Raw genomic sequence first — 22981 nt, 5'->3', positions numbered from 1 at the left:
GACCTTGCCGGCGGGTCCTGGCGTCAGATGTCGCTCCGGCGCCGCCTGTCCGGTGCGGAGCTCGTGTCGCTGAGCATCAGTGCGACGTTGGCGACATCCGATCCGCCCGTCGCCGTGCCGACGATCCGGTCGGTGCCGTGCGGACGATCCGGTCGGTGCCGCGTCAGCCGCGACCGCGCACCAGGGGCAGGAACACCTCGTCCACGATCTCGACCAGCACCTCGTCGGGGACCGAGGGGATGCCGCGCATCGCGTACTCGGCGCGTAGCAGCATCATCGGTGTCGTCGCCACCCGGTGATGGGTGGCCGCCGCCGGCGCCTCGCCCCGGGCGGCGGCCCGTTCGAGCATCCCGAGCCAGGCGCGGTCCATGGTGTCTGCGCCGGAGCGTTCGCGCATGAGGGTGAGTAGCTCCGGGTCGTCGGCTGCGGCGGCCAGCAGACCGCGCAGGACTGCTCCGTGCGGCGACGACCACGTCTCGTTGGCCTGTCGGAGCATCTCGAGTGCGTCGCCTCGCAGGCTGCCCGTGTCGGGGTTCGGCATGGCGGCGTCGGTCAGGTGGCGATACGCCGCGATGCCCAGGGCCGCCCGACGCGGCCATCGGCGGTAGATCGCATTCTTGTTGGTCCCGGCGCGGGCGGCGACCCGGTCCATCGTCATCCCCGCGTACCCGGACTCGCGCAGTTCGTCCGCCGCAGCCCGCAGGATCGCCTGCTCCAACTCCTCGCCCCGGCGCCTCGTACCCATGGCTTGTAGGGTACTGGACGTACCTTATAGGGTACGCGACGTACCGTAAGAGGGAGGGGAACTCTTGATGCGCGTCTTCGGCATGAACTACGACACCGGCTTCGTGAGCGCCGGATCCACCACTCACGAGCCGTTCGACCCCGCGACCGTCCGGAACGACCTGCGTGTCATCCGCGAGGAGTTGCACTGCGACGCGGTCCGTATCACCGGCGGTGTCCAGGACCGGCTGGAGCTGACCGCGCGGCTCGCGGCCGAGGCCGGGCTCGAGGTGTGGTACTGCCCGTTCACCAACGGCCTCGACCGCGACGGGCTCATGGCGTTCGTGCTCGACGGCGCCGAGCGGGCCGAACGGCTGCGGCGCGGCGGCGCCTCGGTCGTGTATCTCACCGGTTCCGAGATCTCGATGTTCACCGACGGCTTCCTGCCCGGTCGTGACCTGGCGGAGCGGATGGCGCTGTTCACCGATCCGATGCGGATGAGGGAGGCGGTCCCGGCCGCCCGGGCCGCGGTGCACGACTTCCTCGCCGAGGCGGTACCCGCGGTGCGCGAGCGGTTCGGTGGCCTCGTCGGATACGCCTCGATCCCGCTCGAGGACGTCGACTGGGCGCCGTTCGACATCATCGCCAGCGACGCCGGCTACCGCGACGCGACCAACTCCACGGTGTTCCCCCAGAGCCTGGCGGCGGCGGTGGGTCAGGGCAAGCCGTACGCCGCGACCGAATTCGGCTGCTGCACGTTCCGCGGCGCGGCCGACGTGGCCGGCGGGGCAGAACCGGTGACGTACGACGAGCACGGCCGCGCCGTGAAGCTGACTGCGGAGCTGGAGCGCGACGAGGAAGGCCAAGCGCGCTACGTCGTCGACCTGCTGCGCGACTACGAGGCCGGCGGGGTGGAGGCGGCGTTCGTGTACACCTTCGCGAACCGGCACCTACCGACCACCGGCGATCCTGAGCACGACTACGACCTGGCGGCACGTGGGATCGTGCGAGTGCTGCCGGACGGCTCGTGGACGCCCAAGGCCGCATTTCACGCCCTCGCCGAGTACGGTCGTTCCCGCGCGCTGAGCCGGTCTGCCTCCTAGGCATCCGACCCCGGCACGTCGGTGACGAGCCCGGTCCGGGAGACGGCTTCCGGCAGAAGGCGGGGCGACCGGAGGTGGCGGTGCCGCCCCCGCCGTACCCGGAATTCCCACGCCGCGCGGCCTGTTCCTGTTCAGTGCGGGTACTTTCATCCGCATCTGTGAGTGGCTCTGGAGGCATGACCGTGGAGAGTGAACTGCCCCGTACCGAGGAAGAGTGGCGGGTCCGGCTCAGCCCGGAGGAGTTCCGGGTGCTGCGGGAGGCCGGCACCGAGCGCCCGTGGACCGGCGAGTACGTCGACACGAAGACGCCCGGGACCTACCACTGCCGGGCCTGCGGCGCGCAGCTCTACCCCAGCGACACGAAGTTCGACTCGCACTGCGGGTGGCCCAGCTTCGACGACGCGATCCCCGGCGCGGTCAAGGAGATCGAGGACCGCAGCCTGGGAATGAGCCGCACCGAGATCCGCTGCGCCCGGTGCGACAGCCACCTGGGTCACGTCTTCCGGGGCGAGGGCTTCACCCCGAAGGACACCCGGCACTGCGTCAACTCCGTCTCCATCCGGCTGGAGCCGCGCGCCGACGCCTGAGTCGCCCCGGCTCCGATGACGACGGCGGCCGGCGGACCCTCGGGGGCGCCGGCACGGTCTCGGCCGACGCCGGCGCCGGCGCCCCCGGAGGGTCAGGCCCGCCGGCCCGGCGCCAGGCCGGCCATCAGCGAGACCTGGGCCGTACGCGACCGCTCGACGCGCCCGGCGAAGTCGCGTACGCGCGGGTCGGCGCCGACCGTCTGGTGCGCCCGGGCCAGGTCGGCCGCCGCGTCCTGGTGCGGGGCGAGCAGGTCGAGCAGGACGCGGTCGACCTCGCCGTCCGGGGCGGCCCGCAGGCGTGCCATGTCCTCGGCGGCGGTCCCGTGGTGCCCGTGGTCGTGCCGGCGGGCGGCCTCGGCGGCGGCCGGCCCGGCATCCGTCAGCCAGCCGCGCATGGTGGCGAGTTCGTCGGTCTCGGTGACCTCGATGGCCGCGACGAGGGTGCGCAGCTTCGGGTCGGTCACCCGGTCGCGGCTGACCCGCACCATCTCCAGCGTCTGCTCGGTGTGTGCCGCCAGCGTGGCCAGGAAGACCACGTCCAGGCCGTTCATCCCCGTCCCGCTGGTCGCGGCCGTCCCCGGCGGGGCGGGGGCAGGCGACGCCGGGGTGGTCTGCGCGGCGCAGCCGGGGACGATCAGCAGGGCAGCGAGCAGGGCGACCGTGGGCAGCCGTCGCATGGCGTACTCCGATCCGGGGAGGGGTGACGGGTGCGGCGGACGCCGGGCGGCGGGCCGCACCCGTCCGGTCAGACCTGCGACCAGAGCGCCGGCACGTGTGGCGGCTCCCAGCCGGGGATCGCCGTGTGCGCCTGCCGGCAGCGGTACGTCAGCCCGCCGTAGGTGACCTGGTCGCCGGCCTGGTAGGCCCGGCCCGCCGTCCAGCTGCCGCCGGGCGCGGGCGGGGTGGTCGGGGCGGCGGTGGGGGTCGGGGTCGGCGACGGGGCCGGCCGCGTCGGGCTCGGGGTGGGCGACGGGTTGCCGCCCCCGCCGACCTGGAGGTCCACGCAGGAGTAGAACGCGTTGGCGGTGTCCGCGATGTTCCACACGGCGAGGACCTTCTGCCGTCCCGGGTAGCCGCCCAGGTCGACGGTGTGCGAGACGGTGGCGCCGGGCTGCTGCCCGCCGCCGTTGAAGACGGCCACCCGGGTGCCGCCGATGAAGTACTCCCAGTTGCTGGTGGCGTGCCGGGCGGTGTTGGTCCAGGTGAAGGTGACGGAGCTGCCGACGGAGGTGGCGGGCCAGCCCCGGCTGTCGTCGTTCAGGACGGCGAACTGGGCGATCCCCGCGTGGCAGCTGCGCAGCCCCTTCGGCCCCTCGACGCTCTGCGGCTCGTACTTGATCTGCCCGCAGTCGGGGACCCGCCCCTGGGCGCAGAGCGCCTGGCGGCTCGGCGGGCCGGAGACGTAGCCGTGGGCCTGGGCGGGCGCCGCGACGGCGAGTGCGGAGACGACGGCGCCCGTCGCCACGAGTGGGATCGTGATTCTTCGGCGCATGATGGCAGCTCCTTCGGACTTCGGCCTGGTGAGGTGCCCTTCAACATAAATTAAAGCTTGTTAACAGTAAAGACTCCTGTCGATAAAATCATCGATCGGCCCGAGTACGCAGGGTGACCGTCAGAGCAGCAACAGGCTGCCCCGCTCGTCCACCCGGTCGGCGGACTCGTCGTCCAGCCAGACGCCGCCGGTGGCGAGGTAGCGGAAGCGGTACTCCCCCGGGCCGAGTCGCACCGTGACCGTCCGGGTGCCGTCGCGGCGCGGCACGAGTTCGTGCCGCCCCGGTTCCCAGCCGTTGAAGGAGCCGACCACGCTGACCGCGCCGGGCGGGGTGTCGCGGGGCAGGCTGAAGGTGACCCGTACCTGGTTGCCGAAGAGCTTGTTCCGCTTGATCATGTCGTGTTCCTCCGGGGTCGTGCGCGGTCACCCGGTACAACGCCCGACACGCCGGGGGCGACACGCCGCCACCCCGGAGTGACCCGGGCCGTTCCGCCCGCCCGGCACGGTTCGGCTGCCGCACGCTCGGGGAAACCGTGTCGGCGTTCGGGGGGTTCTGTCGTGGCGACGTGCGAGGTCTGCGGTAACGACTACTGGATGGCGTTCGAGGTGCGGACCGTCAGCGGCGACGTGCACACCTTCGACTGCTTCGAGTGCGCCGCGCACAAGCTGGCGCCGATCTGCGAGCACTGCGAGGTCAAGATCGTCGGGCACGGGGTGGAGGTGTCCGGCCGGTTCTTCTGCTGCGCGCACTGCGCCCGCGCGGAGGAGGGCACCCGGGGCGCCGAGATCCGCGACGCGGTCGGCGCCCGCCCCGCCTGAGGCCGGCCACCGGACCGGACGCCCGGCGGGGCGACGGCCGGCGGGGCGTCGGGCGCGGCCTACCATCGCGGAGTGCCGCAGATCCCCGTGACGAGGACCGCCCCGTTCGCCGACCTCGACGCCCGCACCTTCCACGACCTGCTCCGGCTGCGCATCGACGTGTTCGTGGTGGAGCAGTCGTGCCCGTACCCGGAACTCGACGGGCGCGACGTCGAGCCCGGCACCCGGCACCTCTGGCTCGACGACGGGGGCGCTCCCCTGGCGTACCTGCGGATCCTCGCCGACCCGGGCGGCGTGGCGCGGATCGGTCGGGTGGTGGTGGCACCGGAGGCGCGCGGCGGCGGGCACGCGGGCCGGCTGATGGCCGCGGCGCTGGAGCTGGTCGGCGACCGCCCCTGCGTGCTGGAGGCCCAGTCCCACCTGGTCGGCCTCTACGCCCGCCACGGCTTCGCCGTCGCCGGCCCGGAGTACGTCGAGGACGGCATCCCGCACACCCCGATGCGCCGGAAAGGCATTGACGAAGGCCGATAAATGTGACAGCCTCCGGGCAGAGCCGTCGCGGAAGCCACGCAGCGCGCACGGGAGGGGCAACTCCCGGGCCGTCCGGGCGTCGTCGTCCGACCTCTCCCCCCGGGGGCTCCATGTCCACTCAACTTCGATCCTCCCGCCTGGCATGGCTGCTCGCCGTCGCGGCGACCGCCGTGCTGCTGCTGACCACGGCCCTGGCCAACCCCGTGTCGGCGCACGGCTCCGTGGTGGACCCGGCGTCACGCAACTACGGCTGCTGGCAGCGCTGGGGCAGCGACTTCCAGAATCCCCGGATGGCCACCGAGGACCCGATGTGCTGGCAGGCCTGGCAGGCCAACCCCAACGCCATGTGGAACTGGAACGGCCTGTTCCGCGAGGGCGTCGCCGGCAACCACCAGGCCGCCATCCCCGACGGCCAGCTCTGCTCCGGCGGCCGGACCGAGGGCGGTCGCTACAACGCCCTCGACACGGTCGGCGCCTGGAAGACCGCCCCGGTCTCCAGCAACTTCCGGGTCCGCCTGTACGACCAGGCCAGTCACGGCGCGGACTACATCCGGGTGTACGTGACGAAGCAGGGGTTCGACGCGCTCACCGAGCCGTTGGGCTGGGACGACCTGGAACTGGTCGGCCAGATCGGCAACACCCCGGCGTCGGGGTGGAAGCCGGAGCCCACCGGCGTGTCCATCGAGATCCCGGCGAGCGCGCCGGGCCGGACCGGGCGGCACGTCGTCTACACCATCTGGCAGGCCAGCCACCTGGACCAGTCGTACTACCTGTGCAGCGACGTCGACTTCTCCGGCGGGCCGACCAACCCGCCGCCGACGACGCCGCCGCCGACCACTCCCCCGCCCACGACCCCGCCGCCCACCACGCCGCCCCCGACGACCCCGCCGCCGACGACGACTCCGCCGCCGGCCGGGGCCTGCACGGCCGCCTACCGGATCACCGGGCAGTGGGGTGGAGGCTTCCAGGGTGAGGTGACGGTGACCGCCGGCGGCGGGGCCGTCAAGGGCTGGTCCGTGAACTGGACCTACGCCGACGGCCAGCAGGTCACGTCGATGTGGAACGCGACCCTGACCACCAGCGGAACGTGGGTCGTCGCCCGCAACGCGGCCCACAACGGAGCACTGGCCCCCGGGGCGAGCACCACGTTCGGCTTCCTCGGCTCGTGGTCCGGCACCAACAGCACGCCGACGCTCACCTGCACCACCGTCGTCTGATCCGCACCGGAACCCCGGCCGGGGTCGCGTCCCACTCCCTCCGGGGCGCGCCCCCGGCCGGCCCGCGCCCCGGCACCGTCACGTCGCTGTCGAGCTGCCCCACCGGTGGGCCCCACCACCGGGCGGGCCGCCGCCGGCCGGGCCGCTGCCCCACCCCACGGGGCAGCTCGACAGGCCGGAACGCCGACCACCACCGCCCCGTCCCACGCCGACGGCGTGCGGCGGGCGGCGGCCGGCGGGCGGCCGGGCGTCAGACGAGGCAGTTGACGATGTCGGCGACCGAGCGGCGACGACCGGTGTAGAACGGGATCTCCTCCCGGACGTGCCGGCGGGCGCCCGAGCCCCGCAGGTCGCGCATCAGGTCGACGATGCGGTGCAGCTCGTCGGCCTCGAACGCGAGCATCCACTCGTAGTCGCCGAGCGCGAACGAGGCGACCGTGTTGGCCCGCACGTCCGGGTAGCCGCGCGCCATCTTGCCGTGCTCGGCGAGCAGCTCGCGCCGCTCGGCGTCCGGCAGCAGGTACCACTCGTAGGAGCGGACGAACGGGTAGACGCAGACGTACGGGCGGGCCTCCTCGCCGGCCAGGAACGCCGGGATGTGGCTCTTGTTGAACTCCGCCGGCCGGTGCAGCGCCATCTGCGACCAGACCGGGGTGAGCGCCCGGCCCAGCGTGGTGCGGCGGAACCGCAGGTACGCGTCCTGGAGGTCGTCGCTGGAGGCGGAGTGCCACCAGATCATCAGGTCGGCGTCGGCGCGCAGCCCCGAGACGTCGTACGTGCCGCGGACGACCACGTCCTTGCCGGCCAGCTCCGCGAAGAGCGCCTCGACCTCGCCGGTGACGTTCTCGCGCAGCGACGGCAGCGGGCTGGTGGCCCGGTACACCGACCACATCGTGTAGCGGATGCTGTCGTTGAGCTCCCGCAGCCGGGCCGCGTTGGTCTGCTCGGTCATGTCCCCGATCCTCCCAGTGCTGTGATGATCTCCTCGGCCGCCGTCTCGCCGGAACGGACGCAGACCGGGATGCCGACCCCGTCGTACCCGGCGCCGGCCAGGACCAGCGTCGGATGGCTCGCCCGCAGGACCGCCCGCGCGGCGGACACCCGGTCGGAGTGACCCGGGGTGTACTGCGGCAGGGACCCGCCCCAGCGCTGCACGTGGCCGGCGACCGGTGCGGGCAGCGGCACGCCGAGCACCGCCGACAGCTCCCGGTGCACGGTGGCGGCCAGGTCCTCGTCGGTGCGCTGCACCTGCCGTTCCTCGCCGTAGCGGCCCACGGAGGCGCGGACGAGCGCCAGCCCGTCGGTGCGGCGCAGGTGACCCCACTTGGTGGTGAAGAAGGTCGACGCCTTGATGAGCAGGCCCTCGGTGCTCGGCACCAGGAAACCGGACAGCTCCGGCAGCTCCGGCTCGGGCAGCGCCAGGGTGACCAGCGCGACGCTGGCGTAGTCCAACCCACCGACGCCCCCGGCCACCTGCGGGGCCCAGCCGGCGAGCAGCCGGGCCGCCGGGCGGGCCGGCACGGCCAGCACCACGGCGTCGACGTCGACCGACTCCGGATCCCGGGTGGGGCCGACGGTCAGCCGCCACCCGGCCCCGGCCGGGGTCAGCTCGCGCACCGCCGCGCCCCGCCGGATCGTCGCCCCGCTGGCCGCCGCCGCGGCCTCGACCAGCGTGCTGAGCCCGCCGGCCAGGGTGCCGAAGACCGGCGCCCCCGGCGCGCGGGGGGCCGCGGCCTGCGCGGCGCGCACCGCGCCCACCAGGGTGTGCTCCACCCGGGCGGCCCGGGCCAGCGCGGGCATGGTGGTGGTCAGGGAGAGGTCGTCGGCCCGGCCGGCGTAGACGCCGCCGAGCATCGGGTCGACCAGCCGGTCGACCACCTCGTCGCCGAACCGGGCCCGGACCAGCGCGCCGACGGAGACGTCGTCGTCCACGCCGAGCAGCGGACGACCGGCGTCGACGTCGGCGTCCGCCGCCGGCCGCGCGACCGTGGCCACCCGCTCCAGGTCCCCGGGTACGCCGACCAGCGTGCCGCCCGGGATCGGGCGCAGCCCCCCGTCGACGACCAGCGCGGCCTGCCCGACGGTGGGGTGCACGATCCGCTCGCCCAGGCCGAGCCGGCGGACCAGGGCCACGGCGGCGGACTCGCCCCCGGCCGGGTCGCGCATCAGGAACGACTCGGCGCCGAACTCCACCGCCGAGCCGGCCAGCTCCCCGGTGCGCAGCTTGCCGCCGAGCGCGCCGGACTGCTCGTACACGGTGATCTCGGTGCCGGCGGGGGCGCGGTCGCGCAACCGGACCGCGGCGGCCAGCCCGGCGATCCCGCCGCCGACCACCGCCACCCGCCACGGCGCCCGCATGCCGCTCAGCCCCGGTCGGCCGGCTGGGCGGACAGCTCGTGCACCAGGGCCACCACCCGGGTCAGCACGTCGGGGTCGGTCTCCGGCAGCACGCCGTGCCCCAGGTTGAACACGTGCCCGGGCGCGGCCCGGCCCTGCTCCAGGATCCGCCGCACCTCGCCCTCGATCACCGGCCACGGCGCGAACAGCACGCACGGGTCGAGGTTGCCCTGCACCGCCCGGTCCGGCCCGATCCGCCGGGTCGCCGCGTCCAGCGGCGTACGCCAGTCGACGCCGACCACGTCGGCGCCGGCCTCGCCCATCGCGCCGAGCAGCTCGCCGGTGCCCACCCCGAAGTGGATCCGGGGCACGCCCGCGTCGGCCAGCCCGGCCAGCACGCCCGCCGAGTGCGGCAGCACGAAGCGGCGGTAGTCGGCCTCCGACAGCGCCCCGGCCCACGAGTCGAAGAGCTGCACCGCGGACACCCCGGCGGCCACCTGGACCCGCAGGAACGCGAGCGTCACCTCGGCCAGCCGGCCGCAGAGCGCGTGCCACAGCTCCGGCTGGCCGTACATCATCGCCTTGGTTTTCGCGTGGGTCCGCGACGGACCACCCTCGACCAGGTAGCTGGCCAGGGTGAACGGCGCGCCGGCGAAGCCGATCAGCGGGGTGTCGCCCAGCTCGGCGACGAGCATCCGGACCGCCTCGTCCACGTAGGAGACGTCGTCGCGGGTGATCGGCCGGATGCGCTCCACGTCGGTCAGGGTGCGTACGGGCTCGGCGACCACCGGGCCGGTGCCGGGCACGATGTCCAGGTCCACCCCGGCGGCGGCGACCGGCACCACGATGTCGCTGAACAGGATCGCGGCGTCCACCCCGTGCCGGCGTACCGGCTGGAGGGTGATCTCGGTGACCAGGTCGGGGCGGCGGCAGGACTCCAGCATCGCCACGTTGGCCCGGATCTCGCGGTACTCCGGCAGCGACCGGCCGGCCTGGCGCATGAACCAGACGGGGGTGTGCGGGCCGGGCTGGCGCCGGCAGGCCCGGACGAAGGGCGAGTCGGCCGGTCCGCCGCGGCGGGGGTCTTCGTCTCGGGCGTCGGCGCCCGTCGTCGTGGTGGTCATCGCGGCCATCGTGCCACGCGGGACACGGGCGGCAGCGGGCAGCGCCGCCTTTTGTGACCCGGTCGGCCCGGCGGGAGGCGGGCGCCCGCGGAGCGTCGTCCGGGGCCGTGCCACGGCCGCCGCGTGGCCGGCATCGGCGCGCCTCTCGGGCGGCCGGCCGACCGGCGGCATAGGCTGCCGGCATGGCCCCCCCGATCGCGCTCCCGGAGACCTTCGCCCGCGCGGTCACCGGGCTGCGGTCCGCGGCGCCCCGGTCGGAGATCGTGCTGGAGGAGGTCGGCGCGCCGCAGCGACTCGCCCCGTACGCCTTCGCGCTCTCCGCCACCGTCCTGCGCGACGGCGAGGAGGTGGCCTCCGGGCGGCTGATCCTGCTGCACGACCCGGCCGGCCACGAGGCGTGGCAGGGCACCCTGCGGCTGGTCACCTACGTGACGGCGGAGCTGGAGGTCGACCTGGCCGCCGACCCGCTGCTGCCGGGGGTGGGCTGGACGTGGCTGACCGACGCGCTGGAGGCGCAGGACGCGGAGCACCGGGCGATCGGCGGCACGATCACCCAGACCATGTCGACCCGGTTCGGTGACCTGGCCGGGCCGCCCGCCGCCGCCGACATCGAGATCCGCGCCTCCTGGACGCCGGTCGACGACGACCTCGCCCCGCACCTGCTGGCCTGGTGCGCGCTGCTGGCCTCGACCGCCGGGCTTCCCCCACCCGGGGTGACCGCGCTGCCGGAGCGTCGCCCCGCCGGCGCGGCCTGACCCCGCGACGGATCACCTCACAGATACTTCTCGGCCTCGTTGCAGACCTTGTCCATGCCCTGGATGGCCTTGTCGTAGGCCGCCTTGTTGCCGTTCGCCGCCGCGGCGAGCGCGGTGGTGAGCTTGTCGAGGCAGCTGGCGATGACCTTCTTCTGCCGGGCCTGCTCGTCCCGGTCGTTACGGGTGCCGGTGAGGTCCTGCTCGGTGTCGCCGAGCTTGTCCCGGACCGCCTGGAGGTCGGTCTTGAGCTTCTCGATCTCCTTGCCGTTCGCCGCGATGGTGCCGTCGCGCTGGCTGACCTCGCTGGCCATCTTCTTCTCGGTCCGGTCCAGCTCGTTGGTGGTCGAGACGAACAGGCCGGTCATCACCCCGCCCAGGACGAAGAGCAGCCCGGCCACGACGGCCAGGATCAGCACCTTGTGGCTCTTGCCGGGGCCGCCCGGCGCGGGGGCGCCGAAGGGCGGGGCGGAGCCGGGCGGGGCGGACAACGGCTGCCCGTACGCCGGCCCGGAGGCCGGGGGCACGGACATCGGCTGCCCGAAGGCCGGCCCGCCGGAGACCTGGCCGGCGTGCGGCGACGCGCTGCCCGGGGTGTAGCCGGGCGACGCCGGCGGGGCGGACTGGGGGTAGCCGCCGGACGGGGCCGGGTTGTACTGCTGCGGCGCCGGGGAGTACTGCTGGCCGGCGTCCGGCTGTTCGGGCGTGTACGGGCGCGGGCTGCCGTAGGTGGTGCCGTGCGGGGCGCCGCCCGACGGCGGCTGACCGGGCGCGGCCGGCGGGTACGGCGGGTAGCCCTCCGGCCCGGTCGGTGGCTGGGACATGTCGTTCTTCCTCCACGTGTACTGGTCCGCGCGGCATGCTCCGCCGGGCCGAGGGGGGTTGGGCGCTGACGGGGTCAGCAGATCTTGAAACCGTCGCAGGCGACCTTGATCGGTACGGCGAGACCGATCCCCTCGGCGTTGCGGGCCTTGGCGGTGGCGATGCCGACGACCTGCTTGCTGCCGTTGATGACCGGGCCGCCCGAGTTGCCGGGGTTGATCGGGGCGTCGAACTGGATGACCGGGCCCTCGCCACCGCCGGCCTCGCGGAAGGCGCTCACCACGCCGGTGGTGACGCTGTCCTCCAGGCCGAGCGGCGCGCCGACGACCACGATCTGCTGCCCGGACTTCACGGCGGCGGGCGCGGCGACCAGGCCGGTGAACTTGCCGTTGGTCCGCAGGTGGGCGACGTCGTTGGCCTCGTCGACGCGCACGATGGTCGCCGGGAAGCGCTGGTCGGTGCGCTCCAGGAAGACCTCCCGCTCGCCGGTCTGCCAGAGCGCGTCCACGACGTGGTAGTTGGTGAACAGGTTGGTGCCCCCGCCCGCGGCCGGCTTGCCGATCGCGAACGCGGTGCCGGTGGAGTTGCCGGCCCGGACCCGGAACACGCTGGGCAGCGCGGCGCTGGCCACGGCCTCCGGGTTGAACGCGGCGCCGGCCTGCTTCTCCAGCGCCCCCGCCCGGGACTCCAGGCCGTCGAGCCGGGTGCCGTCGGCCGCCTGCGCCGCCGCCATCCTGCTGTCGGTGTCGCCCAGCCGGTTCGAGAGCCGGTTGATCTGGTACGCCTGCACGCCCGTCACGACGGCCAGCAGGCCGGCGAGCACGAGCGCGGTGATGGTGAGCCCGCGCCCCTTCGTCGCCGGGGCGGGCCCGGCGGGGTACGGCTGGCCCGGCCCGGCGCCCTGCGGGTGGCCGTGGGCGGGCGGCTGGCCGGGGACGCCCGGCGGCGTCGAGCCGGACGCGGGGGGCCAGCCGGGCCCCGGGGTGGCACCGGACGGCGGCGTCGACGGGCCCGGGGCGGTGGACGGCGCGCCGCCGTGCCCCCAGCCGCCGGCGGCGGGCGCGGCGGCCGGGGCGTTGGCGGGGGCCGCGCCCCACTGGCCCGGCTGCGCCGGCGGCGACCAGGCGGGACGGGGGGACGGGGCGGCCGCGGGCTGCCCGGGGGCGCCCGGCGGCAGGTACGCGGAGCCGGCCGGCTCGATCCGGGGCGGCAGTGGCCCGGGACGGGCCGTCCCCGGCGGGAACCCGCCGTCGCCCTGTCCCGCCGGGCCCCTGTCCGCCGACCCGTAGCCAGCAGTCATGATCGCCTTGCCCTCCCCGTATACGCCCCGCTCCGTTCACGGGACCCTGATGATGCCGTACCCGCGCAACGGCCCGATGGACCGTACCTGCGTCAACGGGCTTTGTCTTCCCCTATGTCCGGCCTCCGGAGGGACATCCGGCGGTCGCCCGGCGACACACACCGGACCGGCTTCACCCACCGCGTCGCGTCGCGCACTAGGGTTGTCAGGTGACCGACGAACCACCCCTGCGCCGTCGGCCCGCCGAAAGCCGTACGGGAAACGATGCGCACCACCCGCCGTCGGCCCGACCGGAGCCGGAGGCCGCGGGGACCGAACCGACCGCCGACGGGCCCGTTCCGCTGACCGCCCCGCGCGAGGGCACACCCCAGCCGGCGGCCACACCCGGCGAGCTGGCCGACGTGGTGGCCCGCTTCGCCGCAGGCACCGGCCCCGTCGCCCTCGACGCCGAGCGCGCCTCGGGCTACCGCTACAGCCAGCGGGCCTATCTGGTGCAGCTGCGCCGGGCCGGTTCCGGCACGGCGCTGATCGACCCGCTGCCGCTGCCCGACCTGAGCGCCCTCGACACGGTGATCGGCGAGGCCGAGTGGGTGCTGCACGCCGCCAGCCAGGACCTGCCCTGCCTGGCCGAGCTGGGTCTGCGCCCGCGCCGGCTGTTCGACACCGAACTGGCCGCCCGGCTGGCCGGATTCGAGCGGGTCGGCCTGGCCGCGCTGACCGAGCAGCTACTCGGCTACAGCCTGGAGAAGCACCACTCGGCGGCCGACTGGTCGAGCCGCCCGCTGCCGGAGTCCTGGCTGACCTACGCCGCGCTCGACGTGGAGATGCTGGTCGACCTGCGCGACGCGCTCGACGAGGAGCTGACCCGGCAGGGCAAGTCCGCGTGGGCGGCGGAGGAGTTCGCCGCGCTGGTCCGCACCGGCGCCCGGCCCCCGAAGGCGCGTGCCGAGCCGTGGCGCCGCACGTCGGGCATCCACCGGGTGCGCGGGGCGCGGGCCCAGGCCCGGGTCCGTTCCCTCTGGTACGCGCGGGACCAGATCGCCGCCCGGCGGGACGCCGCCCCGGGGCGGGTGCTGCCGGACTCGGCCATCGTCGCGGCGGCGGAGCTGGATCCGAAGGACGAGAAGACCCTGCTCACCCTGCCCGGCTTCGGTGGCCGCTCGGTGCGCCGGCTGGCCCGCACCTGGCTGGCCGCGCTCGACGACGCGCGGCAGCTGCCCGAGGACGCGCTGCCGGTCGCCCCGACGGTCGAGGGTCCCCCGCCGCCGCACCGCTGGGCGGAACGGGACCCGGTGGCGGCGGCCCGGCTGGCCCGCTGCCGGGAGGTGGTGGTCCGCATCGCCGGCGCGCACCAGCTGCCGCCGGAGAACCTGATCGCCCCCGACTCGATCCGCCGGCTGGCCTGGGTACCCCCGGAGGAGGTCACGGAGGCGGCCGTCGCGGAGACCCTCCGGGGCTTCAACGCCCGCGAGTGGCAGATCACCCTGCTCCTTGCCGACCTCACGGAGGCCCTCACCGATCCAGCCCCCGTCCCCTGACCCGGCGGTGTGGGGTGGGCCACACGGGAGCGGGTGCCAGCGATGGTTACTGGCGAGTAGCATCCGGAGGAACACGCCCGTGCCGGCGACCTTCGTCCGGTCCGTAGTGCCGCCTGCCGGCGCCGAGGCCGGGTCAGGTCGAAGAGGAGGCTCAAGTGCCCCGTGAAGTTCGGGATGTCGTCTTCGTCGACGGCGTCCGTACCCCGTTCGGCAAGGCGGGTGGCATGTACGCCAACACCCGCGCCGACGACCTGGTGATCCGCTGCATCCGCGAGCTGCTGCGCCGTAACCCGCAGCTGCCGCCGGAGCGGGTCGAGGAGGTCGCCATCGCCGCCACCACCCAGATCGGCGACCAGGGCCTGACCATCGGCCGGACCGCCGCCCTGCTGGCGGGCCTGCCCAAGACCGTCCCCGGCTTCGCGATCGACCGGATGTGCGCCGGCGCCATGACCGCGGTGACCACCGTCGCCAGCGGCATCGCCATGGGCGCCTACGACGTCGCCATCGCCGGCGGCGTCGAGCACATGGGCCGCCACCCGATGGGCGAGGGCGTCGACCCCAACCCGCGGATCGTCGCCGAGAAGCTGGTCGACCCGTCCGCGCTGGTCATGGGCGCGACCGCGGAGAACCTGCACGACCGGGTCCCGCACATCACCAAGGAGCGCACCGACGCGTTCGCGCTCGCGTCGCAGCAGAAGACCGCCAAGGCGTACGCCAACGGCAAGCTCCAGGACGACCTGGTGTCCGTGGCGGTCCGCGACGAGGAGAACGCCTGGGGCCTGGCCACGGTCGACGAGGCCCCCCGGGACACCTCGCTGGAGAAGCTCGCCACCCTGAAGACCCCGTTCCGCCCGCACGGCAAGGTCACCGCGGGCAACGCGGCCGGCCTGAACGACGGCGCCACCGCCAGCCTGCTCGCCTCCGAGGACGTCGCCCGCGAGCTGGGCCTGCCCGTCGCCATGCGGCTGGTGTCGTTCGGCTTCGTCGGCGTCGAGCCCGAGGTGATGGGCGTCGGCCCGATCCCGTCGACCGAGAAGGCGCTGCGCCTCGCCGGCCTGACCATCGACGACATCGGCCTGTTCGAGCTGAACGAGGCGTTCGCCGTGCAGGTGCTCGCCTTCCTCGACCACTTCGGCATCGCCGACGACGACCCGCGGGTCAACCCGTGGGGCGGCGCGATCGCCATCGGTCACCCGCTCGCCTCCTCGGGCGTCCGGCTGATGACCCAGCTGGCGCGGCAGTTCGCCGAGCACCCCGAGGTGCGCTACGGCGTCACCGCCATGTGCATCGGCATCGGCATGGGCGGCACGGTCATCTGGGAGAACCCACACTGGACGGAGTCCGGCAGGCCGGCTCAGGGGGAGGGAGACAAGTGAGCGCGCTCGCCGCACCGAACGAGGTCGTCACCAGGGCGCTGCTGCGCCAGGTGAACGTGCCGGGGCTGGACCGGCCGGCCGCCCTGATCACCCTGGACAACGGCTTCGACCACACCAAGCCCAACAGCTTCGGCCCGGGCGGCCTGACCAGCCTGGACGAGGCGATCACCGCCGCGCTGGCGGCCGACCCGGCCTTCGTCGCGGTCACCGGCAAGCCGTACGTCTTCTGCGTGGGCGCGGACATCACCAGCCTCCCGCAGCTCGCCGACCGCGAGCAGGCGCTGGAGATCGGGCGGCTCGGCCACCGGGTCTTCGCCCGGCTCAAGGACAGCGAGGTCCCGACCTTCGCCTTCGTCAACGGCGCGGCGATGGGCGGCGGCCTGGAGCTGGCGCTGCACTGCCACTACCGGACGCTCTCCGGCGGCGCGGCGGCGCTGGCGCTGCCCGAGGTCTTCCTCGGCCTGGTCCCCGGCTGGGGTGGCACCCAGCTGCTGCCGAACCTGATCGGCATCCCGGCGGCGACCCAGGTGATCATCCAGAACCCGCTCATGCAGAACAAGATGCTCAAGCCGAAGCAGGCCGCCGAGATGGGCATCGCGGACGTGCTGCTGGAGCCGGCGGACTTCCTGGAGCGGTCCCTGGAGTGGGCCGCCGGCGTCGTCCGGGGCGAGGTCACCGTGACCCGGCCCGAGGTCGACAGGGACATGTGGGCGGGCGTGCTCTACTTCGCCCGGCAGACCCTCGACCAGCGGCTGCACGGCGCGGTTCCGGCCGCCTACAAGGCGCTGGACCTGTTGGAGACCGCGAAGGACGCCGACTTCGCCACCGGCACCGCCGCCGAGGACGAGGCCCTCGCCGACCTGGTCTTCTCCGAGGAGCTGCGCAGCGGCCTCTACGCGTTCGACCTGGCGCAGCGGCGGGCCAAGCGGCCGGCCGGCGCGCCGGACAAGGGGCTGGCCCGCCCGGTCACCAAGGTGGGCATCGTCGGCGCCGGCCTGATGGCCAGCCAGCTCGCCCTGCTCTTCGCCCGCCGCCTCCAGGTGCCGGTCGTCATGACCGACCTGGACCAGGCCCGGGTGGACAAGGGCGTCGGCTACGTGCACACCCAGATCGAGAAGGCCGTCAGCAAGGGCCGGATGGACAAGGGCACGGCCGCCAAGCTGTACGGCCTGGTCAGCGGCTCGGTCGACAAGGGCGTCTTCGCTGACGCCGACTTCGTCATCGAGGCCGTCTTCGAGGACCTGGCCGTCAAGAAGCAGGTCTGGGCCGAGCTGGAGAAGATCGTCAAGCCGGAGGCGGTGCTGGCGACCAACACCTCCAGCCTGTCGATCACGGCGATGGCCGAGGAGCTGGAGCACCCCGAGCGGGTGGTCGGCTTCCACTTCTTCAACCCCGTCGCGGTGCTGCCGCTGCTGGAGATCGTCCGGGGCGAGCGGACGGACGACGCCACGCTCGCCACCGCGTTCGCGGTCGGCAAGCAGCTGAAGAAGTCCTCCGTGCTGGTCTCCGACGCCCCGGCGTTCGTGGTCAACCGGCTGCTCACCCGCTTCCTCGGCACCGTCTTCGCCGCCGTCGACGCGGGCACCCCGCTGGACGTGGCGAACAGCGCGCTGGACCCGCTGGGCCTGCCGATGCGCCCGCTGGCCCTGCTCCAGCTCGTCGGGCCGGCCGTCGCGTACCACGTGGGCGGCACCCTGCACGCCGCGTTCCCGGACCGCTTCGGCGTCAGCGAGAACCTCAAGCGGATCGCCGACTCCGGTCAGCCGATCGTCGTCGACGACCAGGTCAACGACGAGGTCGCCAAGCTGCTCGTGGTCGGCGACCAGCCGCTCACCGCCGAGCAGGTGCGTCAGAACGCGCTCGACGCGCTGGCGCAGGAGATCCGGCTCATGCTCGACGAGGGCGTCGTCGCCGAGGCGCAGGACATCGACCTGTGCATGATCCTCGGCGCGGGTTGGCCGTTCCACCTGGGCGGCATCACGCCGTACCTGGACCGGACCGGCACCTCGGAGCGGGTCACCGGCCGGCGGTTCCTGCCGCACGGGGTGGCCAGCCTGCCCGCCTGATCCACACCGCCCCCCGCGTTCGCGGTGGTTGCCCCGTCCAGCTTGGATGGAGGTGGCCACCGCGTTCGTCGTTGCGGCCGATACGGTCGGGGTCGGGACAGCGGTACCGTGCCGTGGCTGGCTACGATCACCCGTTCGCACCCTCGCCTGGAGCTGATCATGTCCCAACCGCCGGTCGATCCCTGGTCCGGGCAGCCGGAGCACGACACGCACTACGACTTCCACCCGCCGCGGCCGGACGGCTACCCGGCACCGCCCGCCGACGGCTGGGGATCCTCGCCGGGCGGCCAGCCCCCGGCGGGCGGCGGCTGGCCCACCACACCGCACCCCGGCCCTCCGCAGGCCCAGCCGTACCCCGGCCCCACGTCGGCCCAGCCGCACCCCGGGCCCCCGCAGGGCCAGTCGTACCCCGGCCCCACATCGGGCCAGCCGTACCCCGGCCCCACGTCGGGTCAGCCGCACCCCGGGCCCACGTCGGGTCAGCCGTACCCCACCCAGCCCTACGGCGGCTATCCCGTCACGCCGCAGGCGGGGTTCCCCACCAGCCCGTACGCCGGCTACCCGCCGCCCGCTCCCGGCGCGGGTCGACCGGCGAGGCCCCACCAGTTGGTGCTGACCCTGGGCCTGGTCGGGCTGCTGGTGCTCTGCCTCGGCGGGGGCGGCATCGCCTACCTCGCCTACGAGGGCGACCAGGGGGCCGACCCCCGGCCCACCCCGACCGCGTCCCCGACCGGGACGGCGTCGAGCGCCACGCCGAGCGCCCCCACGTCGTCCGAGCCCGCCCCGTCGCCGGAGTCCAGCGACGCCCCGCAGATCCGGGTCGTCACGCCGGAGAGCCTCGGCAGCCGCCCGAAGAGCACCGAACCGACCCTGCGCAAGGCCGCCGACGACATGGTCCGCGAGCTGCGGTCCTCGGTGCACGGTGAGACCGGCGTCGCCGGCGCCTTCTACGGCAGCGCGGAGGAGCGGAACATGGTCATGGTGATCGCCGCCTCCTCCTTCGTGCTCAACCCGGAAGGGGAGCTCGACGACGCGTTCAAGGGCATCTCGAAGGACCTGGCGGTCAAGCGGCTGACCGCGATCGCCCCCGGACCGCAGGGCGGCCTGGCCAAGTGCGGCGACGGCGAGTCCGCCGGCGTGCCGCTGGGCGTCTGCGCGTGGGCCGACCACGGCAGCGTCGGGCTCATCGTGATGTTCTTCTCCTCGTCGGCAGCCGCGGCGGCGGAGTTCGTCGCCATCCGCGGCCAGATCGAGCAGAAGTACTGACCGGCATCCGCCCGGTGCGCGCCGCCGCCCACAGTGGACGCGGCACGTCGGGCGGAGCCGCACGGACCACCGATCCCCTCGCGCAGACCCGGAGCTGACCGATGTCCTACCCACCCGCCAACTCCTACCCGCCGCCGGACGGCGGGGGCGGTCCGTACGGCTCGTACCCGCCCCAGCAACCGGGCGGGTACGGGCCACCGCCGCAGGCCGGCGGGTACGACCCGCTGCCCCCGCAGCCGGGCGGGTACGGACCGCCGCAGCAACCCGGCGGGTACGGACCGCCGCAGCAGTCCGGCGCGTACGGGCCCCCACCCGGCGGGTACCCGCCGCAGGCCGGTGGGTTCGCCCAGCCGCCGCCCGGGGGCGTTGCGGGGGCGCCCTACGGCGGCCCGCCGGCCGCGCGGAAGTCGAACGCCGGCAAGATAGTGCTGATCTCGCTCGCCGTGGTGCTGGTGCTCTGCCTGGGCGGCGCGGCGATCGTCGCCTTCGCCGTCAAGGACGAGGTCAAGGAGACCGTCGACGCCACCCGGATCCGGGTCGTCGCCCCGGCGACCCTCGCCGGGCGGCCCAAGGCGACCGACCCGGCCCTCCAGGCCGGCGCCCGGCAGCTCGAGGCGGAACTCAACAAGACGATCCCCGACGCGAGCAGCACCGTCGGCGGGTTCTACGGCACCCTCGCCGACAAGGACCTCGTGATGATCGCCGCCGCGTCCGGCTTCAACCCGGACCCGGCCAGGACGCTAGAGGACACCATCAGGGGCGCGCGCACCAGCGACGTGCGGCTGGGCGAGATGAGGTCCGTGGACCCGGGCCCGCTCGGCGGCGAGGCCAAGTGCGGCGACGCCAAGGCGCAGGACGTGCCGCTCGGCGTCTGCGTGTGGAGCGACAAGGGCAGCGTCGGCATGGTCATCATCTACTTCAAGTCGGGCCAGCAGGCCCACGCCGAGTTCGCCACCATCCGGGGGCAGGTCGAGCAGAGGTCCTGACCCGTACGGCAGCGACCGGGGGCCCGCCCACGACGGTGGACGGGCCCCTTTCGCGTCAGCCTGCCGTGGCGGCCCGCTCGGCGGCGCTGCGCAGCACGCAGAACTCGTTGCCCTCCGGGTCGGCGAGCACCACCCAGCCCGAGCCGTCGGCGCGGCGCTGGTCGGCGACCTGGGTGGCACCGAGGGCCACCAGGCGCGCGACCTCCTCGTCCCGGGTCCGGTCCGTGGGCTCCACGTCGAGGTGGAGGCGGTTCTTCACCTCCTTGCCCTCGGGCACCGCAACGAAGAGCACCTCCGGGCCACCCGGGGGCAGCAGCATGGCCTCCGGGTCGCCGGGAAAGTCGTCCGGCTGGCGGGAGCAGCCGAAGACCTGCCCCCAGAAGCCGGACAGCGCGTACGTGTCGCGGCAGTCGATGCTGATGTTGTGGATCCGTACGCTCACGGGTGTACCTCCTCGATGGTCGTACCCGCCCGGTCCGCCGCGGCGAGGCCGAGCACCCGCGCGACCTCCCGCTTCCGGTTACGGCCGGCCGGTCCGGGGCGGGCGTGCACCCGGTTCCTGACCGCCCTGGCCTCGGTCACCTGCGGGAAGAAGACGTTCGGGGTGGTACCGCCCGGCGGCGGCAGCACCGCCGGGTCGCCGGGGGCGTGCCCGGGCACCGCCGGCCGGAAGCCGGCGAGGGCATGGGTGTCGTGACAGTCGAAACTGACGTGGTGGATCCGTGGATACACAGGTTCCTCCGCTGAGGATGGAGGCGCCCCGTTTACGGGAGAGTCAGCGGGCGAGACGGGGCGCGGAGATCATGACGGTGAACATCGACGCACCCCCCTCCGGTCCTCGAGCTGACGCGATGATCCTTCCACCCGGCCCGCCCTCCCCGCAACCCCCGGGGTGGCCCGTCACCGCCGGGCGACCGGCTCCTGGGCGGTGACGGCCGGGGCGGCCTCCGCCGCCGGCAAAGTCACCGTGACCTCCAGCCCGCCACCGGGCTGGGCGATCACCTTCACGGTGCCGCCATGCGCGTCGCAGACCGCCCGGACGATGGAGAGCCCGAGGCCCGAGCCACGCGCGCCGGTACGCTCCCGGCCGCCGCGCCGGAACGGCTCGAACAGGCCGGGCACGTCGGCCTGGTCCACCTCGAAGCCGGTGTTGCCCACCACCAGCCACGACCGGCACCCGTCCGAACCGGTGCGCACCCAGAGCCGGCCGTGCAGGTGGTTGTAGCGGATCGCGTTCTCGATCAGGTTGCCGGCCAGCCGGTCGAGCAGCCCGGGATCGCCGACGACCGGCGCGGACTCCAGCGAGGTCTGCACCCGCAGCTTGATCCGTTCCACCTCCCGGCGTACCGCCGACAGGGCGTTGGCGGTGCCGGCGGCGAGGTCGCACTCGGTGCGGCGGCCCAGCCGGCGGCCCGCCTGGGCCTCGCTGCGGGCGAGCACCAGCAGGGCGTCGACCAGCCCGTTGGCCCGCTCGGAGGCGTCCCGGACCACGGTGGCCATCCGGCGGTACTCGGCGGCGTCCGCCTCGTCGTCGCTGAGCGTCACGTCGATCTCGGTACGCATCACCGCGAGGGGGGTCCGCAGCTCGTGCGAGGCGTTGGCCACGAAGCGCTTCTGCGCCTCGAACGCGGCGGCGATGCGGTCCAGCATCTCGTCGAAGGTCTCCGCCAGTTCGGCCACCTCGTCGTCGGCGCCCGAGTAGCCGATCCGCTGGTCCAGGGTGGTCTCGCCCAACCGGCGGGCGGTGGCGGTGACCTGGTGCAGCGGGCGCAGCGCCCGACCGGCGACCGCGTACGCGCCGGCCACCCCGACGACGCTGATCGCCAGCAGCGCCACCAGGCCCTTGGCCAGCAGCTCCGCGCTGGCGGCGTCGACCAGTTGGCGCTGCCACTGCGCGGCGTCCAGCGACCGGCCGTCGGCCAGCACCACCGTGGTGCCGGGCAGCAGCTCGTCGGTCGGGCGCAGCGCGTCGCGGACCAGCAGCCAGGCCAGCAGCACCAGGATCGCGCCCGCGCCGACCAGCAGCACCCCGTTGAGCAGGGTCAACCGCAGCCGCAGCGTGGGCCGCAGCCGGGCCCGCCGGGTCGCGGCGCCGGCCTTCGTCCGCGACTGCGGGGCTCGCACGACCGGCTCACTCCTCGCGCTCACCGCGCCACCTTCATTCGCGACTGCGGGGCTCGCAGAACCGGCTCACTCCTCGCGCTCATGCCGACGCCTCCGCCGTGCGGTAGCCCGCTCCGACCACCGTCTCGATCAGCGGCGGGTCGCCGAGCTTCTTGCGTAGCGTCATCACGGTGACCCGGACGATCGTGGTGAACGGATCGGTGTTGGCGTCCCAGACGCGTTCCAGCAGCTCCTCGCTGGAGACCACCGCGCCACGCGCCTTGAGCAGCTCGCAGAGCACGCCGAACTCCTTGTTGGTCAGGTCGACCGGCTGGCCGCCCCGGGTGGCCACCCGGCGGGCCGGGTCGAGGACCAGATCGGCGAGTTCGAGCACCGGCGGCGCGGCAGGGGTGGCCCGGCGGCCGAGCGCCTGCACCCGGGCGACCAGCTCGTCGAAGGCGAACGGCTTCGGCAGGTAGTCGTCCGCGCCGAGCTGCAACCCCTCCACCCGGTCGGCGACGGTGCCGCTGGCGGTCAGCATCAGCACCCGGGTGAGCGTGCCGGAGGCGGCCAGCTCGGCGCAGATCTGGTCACCGTGCATGCCGGGCAGGTCCCGGTCCAGCACCACCACGTCGTACCGGGTGACGAACGCCATCTCGTGGCCGCTGTCGCCGTCGTAGGCGACGTCCACCGCCATGCCCCGCTTGCGCAGCCCCCGCGCGATCGCGTCGGCGAGGTTGCGCTCGTCCTCGACCACCAGTACCCGCATCCCGGCCTCCTCGCGCCCCTGACCACCCACAACCTAGTGCCGGCGGCCAAACCGGGCCGCACCCGCCGTC

At 74.4% G+C, this 22981-nt stretch carries 24 protein-coding genes; 11 read left to right on the top strand and 13 right to left on the bottom strand.

Annotated elements, in window-relative coordinates:
* Window positions 1-163 precede the first annotated feature (163 nt).
* Window positions 164-745, bottom strand: a complete 582-nt coding sequence (locus tag AB0883_RS01905) for a TetR/AcrR family transcriptional regulator (RefSeq protein WP_366638661.1) — start codon at window positions 743-745, stop codon at window positions 164-166.
* A gap of 67 nt (window positions 746-812) precedes the next feature.
* Between AB0883_RS01905 and AB0883_RS01900 the strand changes: the two genes are divergently transcribed.
* Window positions 813-1826 carry a hypothetical protein gene (locus tag AB0883_RS01900; protein ID WP_366638659.1) on the top strand — a complete coding sequence of 338 codons (1014 nt, stop codon included), beginning with the start codon at window positions 813-815 and terminating at the stop codon, window positions 1824-1826.
* 176 nt (window positions 1827-2002) lie between these two features.
* Complete coding sequence (msrB, locus tag AB0883_RS01895) at window positions 2003-2413, top strand: peptide-methionine (R)-S-oxide reductase MsrB (protein ID WP_366638657.1); 411 nt, start codon at window positions 2003-2005, stop codon at window positions 2411-2413.
* A 92-nt stretch (window positions 2414-2505) separates the two neighbouring features.
* Here the strand turns inward: msrB and AB0883_RS01890 are convergent, their stop codons facing one another.
* The 3 genes from AB0883_RS01890 to AB0883_RS01880 all read right to left on the bottom strand — a co-directional run bounded on the left by AB0883_RS01890 (window position 2506) and on the right by AB0883_RS01880 (window position 4301).
* The gene (locus AB0883_RS01890) at window positions 2506-3090 is read right to left on the bottom strand and encodes a DUF305 domain-containing protein (protein ID WP_366638655.1); all 585 of its coding nucleotides are present in this window, start codon (window positions 3088-3090) and stop codon (window positions 2506-2508) included.
* A 68-nt stretch (window positions 3091-3158) separates the two neighbouring features.
* Window positions 3159-3905, bottom strand: coding sequence for a lytic polysaccharide monooxygenase (locus tag AB0883_RS01885; RefSeq protein WP_366638653.1), 747 nt, complete (start codon window positions 3903-3905; stop codon window positions 3159-3161).
* Window positions 3906-4025: 120 nt separating this feature from the next.
* A complete protein-coding gene (locus AB0883_RS01880) occupies window positions 4026-4301 on the bottom strand; it encodes an isoamylase early set domain-containing protein (RefSeq protein ID WP_366638651.1) in 276 nt (91 codons plus the stop codon).
* 162 nt (window positions 4302-4463) lie between these two features.
* On the opposite strand from AB0883_RS01880, the gene AB0883_RS01875 reads away from it, so the two are divergent.
* The 3 genes from AB0883_RS01875 (at window position 4464) to AB0883_RS01865 (ending at window position 6472) form a co-directional block, all read left to right on the top strand.
* Complete coding sequence (locus AB0883_RS01875; RefSeq protein WP_121395918.1) at window positions 4464-4724, top strand: Prokaryotic metallothionein; 261 nt, start codon at window positions 4464-4466, stop codon at window positions 4722-4724.
* Window positions 4725-4805: 81 nt separating this feature from the next.
* The gene (locus AB0883_RS01870; protein ID WP_366640231.1) at window positions 4806-5255 is read left to right on the top strand and encodes a GNAT family N-acetyltransferase; all 450 of its coding nucleotides are present in this window, start codon (window positions 4806-4808) and stop codon (window positions 5253-5255) included.
* A 110-nt stretch (window positions 5256-5365) separates the two neighbouring features.
* Window positions 5366-6472, top strand: a complete 1107-nt coding sequence (locus AB0883_RS01865) for a lytic polysaccharide monooxygenase (protein ID WP_366638650.1) — start codon at window positions 5366-5368, stop codon at window positions 6470-6472.
* 250 nt (window positions 6473-6722) lie between these two features.
* Here AB0883_RS01865 and hemQ read toward each other — a convergent pair whose 3' ends face one another.
* From hemQ to hemE, 3 genes are read right to left on the bottom strand one after another with little or no spacing between them, the layout of a single operon-like run.
* Window positions 6723-7424 carry a hydrogen peroxide-dependent heme synthase gene (hemQ, locus tag AB0883_RS01860; RefSeq protein WP_366638648.1) on the bottom strand — a complete coding sequence of 234 codons (702 nt, stop codon included), beginning with the start codon at window positions 7422-7424 and terminating at the stop codon, window positions 6723-6725.
* A complete protein-coding gene (hemG, locus tag AB0883_RS01855; RefSeq protein WP_366638646.1) occupies window positions 7421-8830 on the bottom strand; it encodes a protoporphyrinogen oxidase in 1410 nt (469 codons plus the stop codon). The genes hemQ and hemG overlap by 4 nt, the downstream gene beginning before the upstream one ends.
* 5 nt (window positions 8831-8835) lie before the next feature.
* Window positions 8836-9933, bottom strand: coding sequence for a uroporphyrinogen decarboxylase (gene hemE, locus AB0883_RS01850; RefSeq protein WP_366638644.1), 1098 nt, complete (start codon window positions 9931-9933; stop codon window positions 8836-8838).
* A gap of 182 nt (window positions 9934-10115) precedes the next feature.
* Here hemE and AB0883_RS01845 point away from each other — a divergent pair, with 182 nt between their 5' ends.
* Window positions 10116-10688 carry a DUF3000 domain-containing protein gene (locus tag AB0883_RS01845; protein WP_334605751.1) on the top strand — a complete coding sequence of 191 codons (573 nt, stop codon included), beginning with the start codon at window positions 10116-10118 and terminating at the stop codon, window positions 10686-10688.
* 17 nt (window positions 10689-10705) lie between these two features.
* Here the strand turns inward: AB0883_RS01845 and AB0883_RS01840 are convergent, their stop codons facing one another.
* Both AB0883_RS01840 and AB0883_RS01835 read right to left on the bottom strand, forming a co-directional pair.
* On the bottom strand, window positions 10706-11509 hold the full coding sequence (locus AB0883_RS01840) for a hypothetical protein (protein WP_366638642.1): 804 nt from the start codon (window positions 11507-11509) through the stop codon (window positions 10706-10708).
* Window positions 11510-11583: 74 nt separating this feature from the next.
* Window positions 11584-12807, bottom strand: coding sequence for a trypsin-like peptidase domain-containing protein (locus tag AB0883_RS01835; RefSeq protein ID WP_366638641.1), 1224 nt, complete (start codon window positions 12805-12807; stop codon window positions 11584-11586).
* Window positions 12808-13016: 209 nt separating this feature from the next.
* Between AB0883_RS01835 and AB0883_RS01830 the strand changes: the two genes are divergently transcribed.
* The 5 genes from AB0883_RS01830 to AB0883_RS01810 all read left to right on the top strand — a co-directional run bounded on the left by AB0883_RS01830 (window position 13017) and on the right by AB0883_RS01810 (window position 20039).
* Entirely contained in the window at window positions 13017-14345 is a 1329-nt protein-coding gene (locus AB0883_RS01830; protein WP_366638640.1) for a ribonuclease D, read from the top strand.
* A gap of 155 nt (window positions 14346-14500) precedes the next feature.
* On the top strand, window positions 14501-15721 hold the full coding sequence (locus AB0883_RS01825; RefSeq protein ID WP_366638638.1) for a thiolase family protein: 1221 nt from the start codon (window positions 14501-14503) through the stop codon (window positions 15719-15721).
* Entirely contained in the window at window positions 15718-17787 is a 2070-nt protein-coding gene (locus AB0883_RS01820) for a 3-hydroxyacyl-CoA dehydrogenase NAD-binding domain-containing protein (RefSeq protein WP_366638636.1), read from the top strand. The genes AB0883_RS01825 and AB0883_RS01820 overlap by 4 nt, the downstream gene beginning before the upstream one ends.
* A 159-nt stretch (window positions 17788-17946) precedes the next feature.
* Window positions 17947-19053 (top strand): hypothetical protein, encoded by a 1107-nt coding sequence (locus AB0883_RS01815; RefSeq protein ID WP_366638634.1) that lies wholly within the window; start codon window positions 17947-17949, stop codon window positions 19051-19053.
* Between the two features lie 101 nt (window positions 19054-19154).
* Window positions 19155-20039: a hypothetical protein gene (locus tag AB0883_RS01810; protein WP_366638632.1), complete on the top strand. Its 885-nt coding sequence runs from the start codon at window positions 19155-19157 to the stop codon at window positions 20037-20039.
* Between the two features lie 55 nt (window positions 20040-20094).
* On the opposite strand, the gene AB0883_RS01805 is transcribed toward AB0883_RS01810, so the two are convergent.
* The 4 genes from AB0883_RS01805 to AB0883_RS01790 form a co-directional block, all read right to left on the bottom strand.
* Window positions 20095-20481, bottom strand: coding sequence for a VOC family protein (locus tag AB0883_RS01805; RefSeq protein ID WP_366638630.1), 387 nt, complete (start codon window positions 20479-20481; stop codon window positions 20095-20097).
* Window positions 20478-20771 carry a VOC family protein gene (locus AB0883_RS01800; RefSeq protein WP_366638628.1) on the bottom strand — a complete coding sequence of 98 codons (294 nt, stop codon included), beginning with the start codon at window positions 20769-20771 and terminating at the stop codon, window positions 20478-20480. Before AB0883_RS01800 ends, AB0883_RS01805 begins: the two co-directional genes overlap by 4 nt.
* A 168-nt stretch (window positions 20772-20939) precedes the next feature.
* On the bottom strand, window positions 20940-22109 hold the full coding sequence (locus tag AB0883_RS01795) for a HAMP domain-containing sensor histidine kinase (RefSeq protein ID WP_366640229.1): 1170 nt from the start codon (window positions 22107-22109) through the stop codon (window positions 20940-20942).
* 133 nt (window positions 22110-22242) lie between these two features.
* Window positions 22243-22911, bottom strand: coding sequence for a response regulator transcription factor (locus AB0883_RS01790; RefSeq protein ID WP_366638627.1), 669 nt, complete (start codon window positions 22909-22911; stop codon window positions 22243-22245).
* Between the last annotated feature and the right edge of the window lie 70 nt (window positions 22912-22981).

The sequence above is a fragment of the Micromonospora sp. NPDC047812 genome, from assembly GCF_040704175.1.
Classification (GTDB): domain Bacteria; phylum Actinomycetota; class Actinomycetes; order Mycobacteriales; family Micromonosporaceae; genus Micromonospora.
Note: the sequence above shows the minus strand (reverse complement) of the source record. Positions and strands in the feature narration are given on the sequence as shown.

Excerpts from the sequence above, each read along its gene's own strand:
- AB0883_RS01905 (WP_366638661.1), bottom strand. The coding sequence starts at position 745 with ATGGGTACGAGGCGCCGGGGCGAGGAGTTGGAGCAGGCGATCCTGCGG.
- AB0883_RS01900 (WP_366638659.1), top strand. The coding sequence starts at position 813 with ATGCGCGTCTTCGGCATGAACTACGACACCGGCTTCGTGAGCGCCGGA.
- msrB (WP_366638657.1), top strand. The coding sequence starts at position 2,003 with ATGACCGTGGAGAGTGAACTGCCCCGTACCGAGGAAGAGTGGCGGGTC.
- AB0883_RS01890 (WP_366638655.1), bottom strand. The coding sequence starts at position 3,090 with ATGCGACGGCTGCCCACGGTCGCCCTGCTCGCTGCCCTGCTGATCGTC.
- AB0883_RS01885 (WP_366638653.1), bottom strand. The coding sequence starts at position 3,905 with ATGCGCCGAAGAATCACGATCCCACTCGTGGCGACGGGCGCCGTCGTC.
- AB0883_RS01880 (WP_366638651.1), bottom strand. The coding sequence starts at position 4,301 with ATGATCAAGCGGAACAAGCTCTTCGGCAACCAGGTACGGGTCACCTTC.
- AB0883_RS01865 (WP_366638650.1), top strand. The coding sequence starts at position 5,366 with ATGTCCACTCAACTTCGATCCTCCCGCCTGGCATGGCTGCTCGCCGTC.
- hemQ (WP_366638648.1), bottom strand. The coding sequence starts at position 7,424 with ATGACCGAGCAGACCAACGCGGCCCGGCTGCGGGAGCTCAACGACAGC.
- hemG (WP_366638646.1), bottom strand. The coding sequence starts at position 8,830 with ATGCGGGCGCCGTGGCGGGTGGCGGTGGTCGGCGGCGGGATCGCCGGG.
- hemE (WP_366638644.1), bottom strand. The coding sequence starts at position 9,933 with ATGACCACCACGACGACGGGCGCCGACGCCCGAGACGAAGACCCCCGC.
- AB0883_RS01845 (WP_334605751.1), top strand. The coding sequence starts at position 10,116 with ATGGCCCCCCCGATCGCGCTCCCGGAGACCTTCGCCCGCGCGGTCACC.
- AB0883_RS01840 (WP_366638642.1), bottom strand. The coding sequence starts at position 11,509 with ATGTCCCAGCCACCGACCGGGCCGGAGGGCTACCCGCCGTACCCGCCG.
- AB0883_RS01835 (WP_366638641.1), bottom strand. The coding sequence starts at position 12,807 with ATGACTGCTGGCTACGGGTCGGCGGACAGGGGCCCGGCGGGACAGGGC.
- AB0883_RS01815 (WP_366638634.1), top strand. The coding sequence starts at position 17,947 with ATGTCCCAACCGCCGGTCGATCCCTGGTCCGGGCAGCCGGAGCACGAC.
- AB0883_RS01810 (WP_366638632.1), top strand. The coding sequence starts at position 19,155 with ATGTCCTACCCACCCGCCAACTCCTACCCGCCGCCGGACGGCGGGGGC.
- AB0883_RS01790 (WP_366638627.1), bottom strand. The coding sequence starts at position 22,911 with ATGCGGGTACTGGTGGTCGAGGACGAGCGCAACCTCGCCGACGCGATC.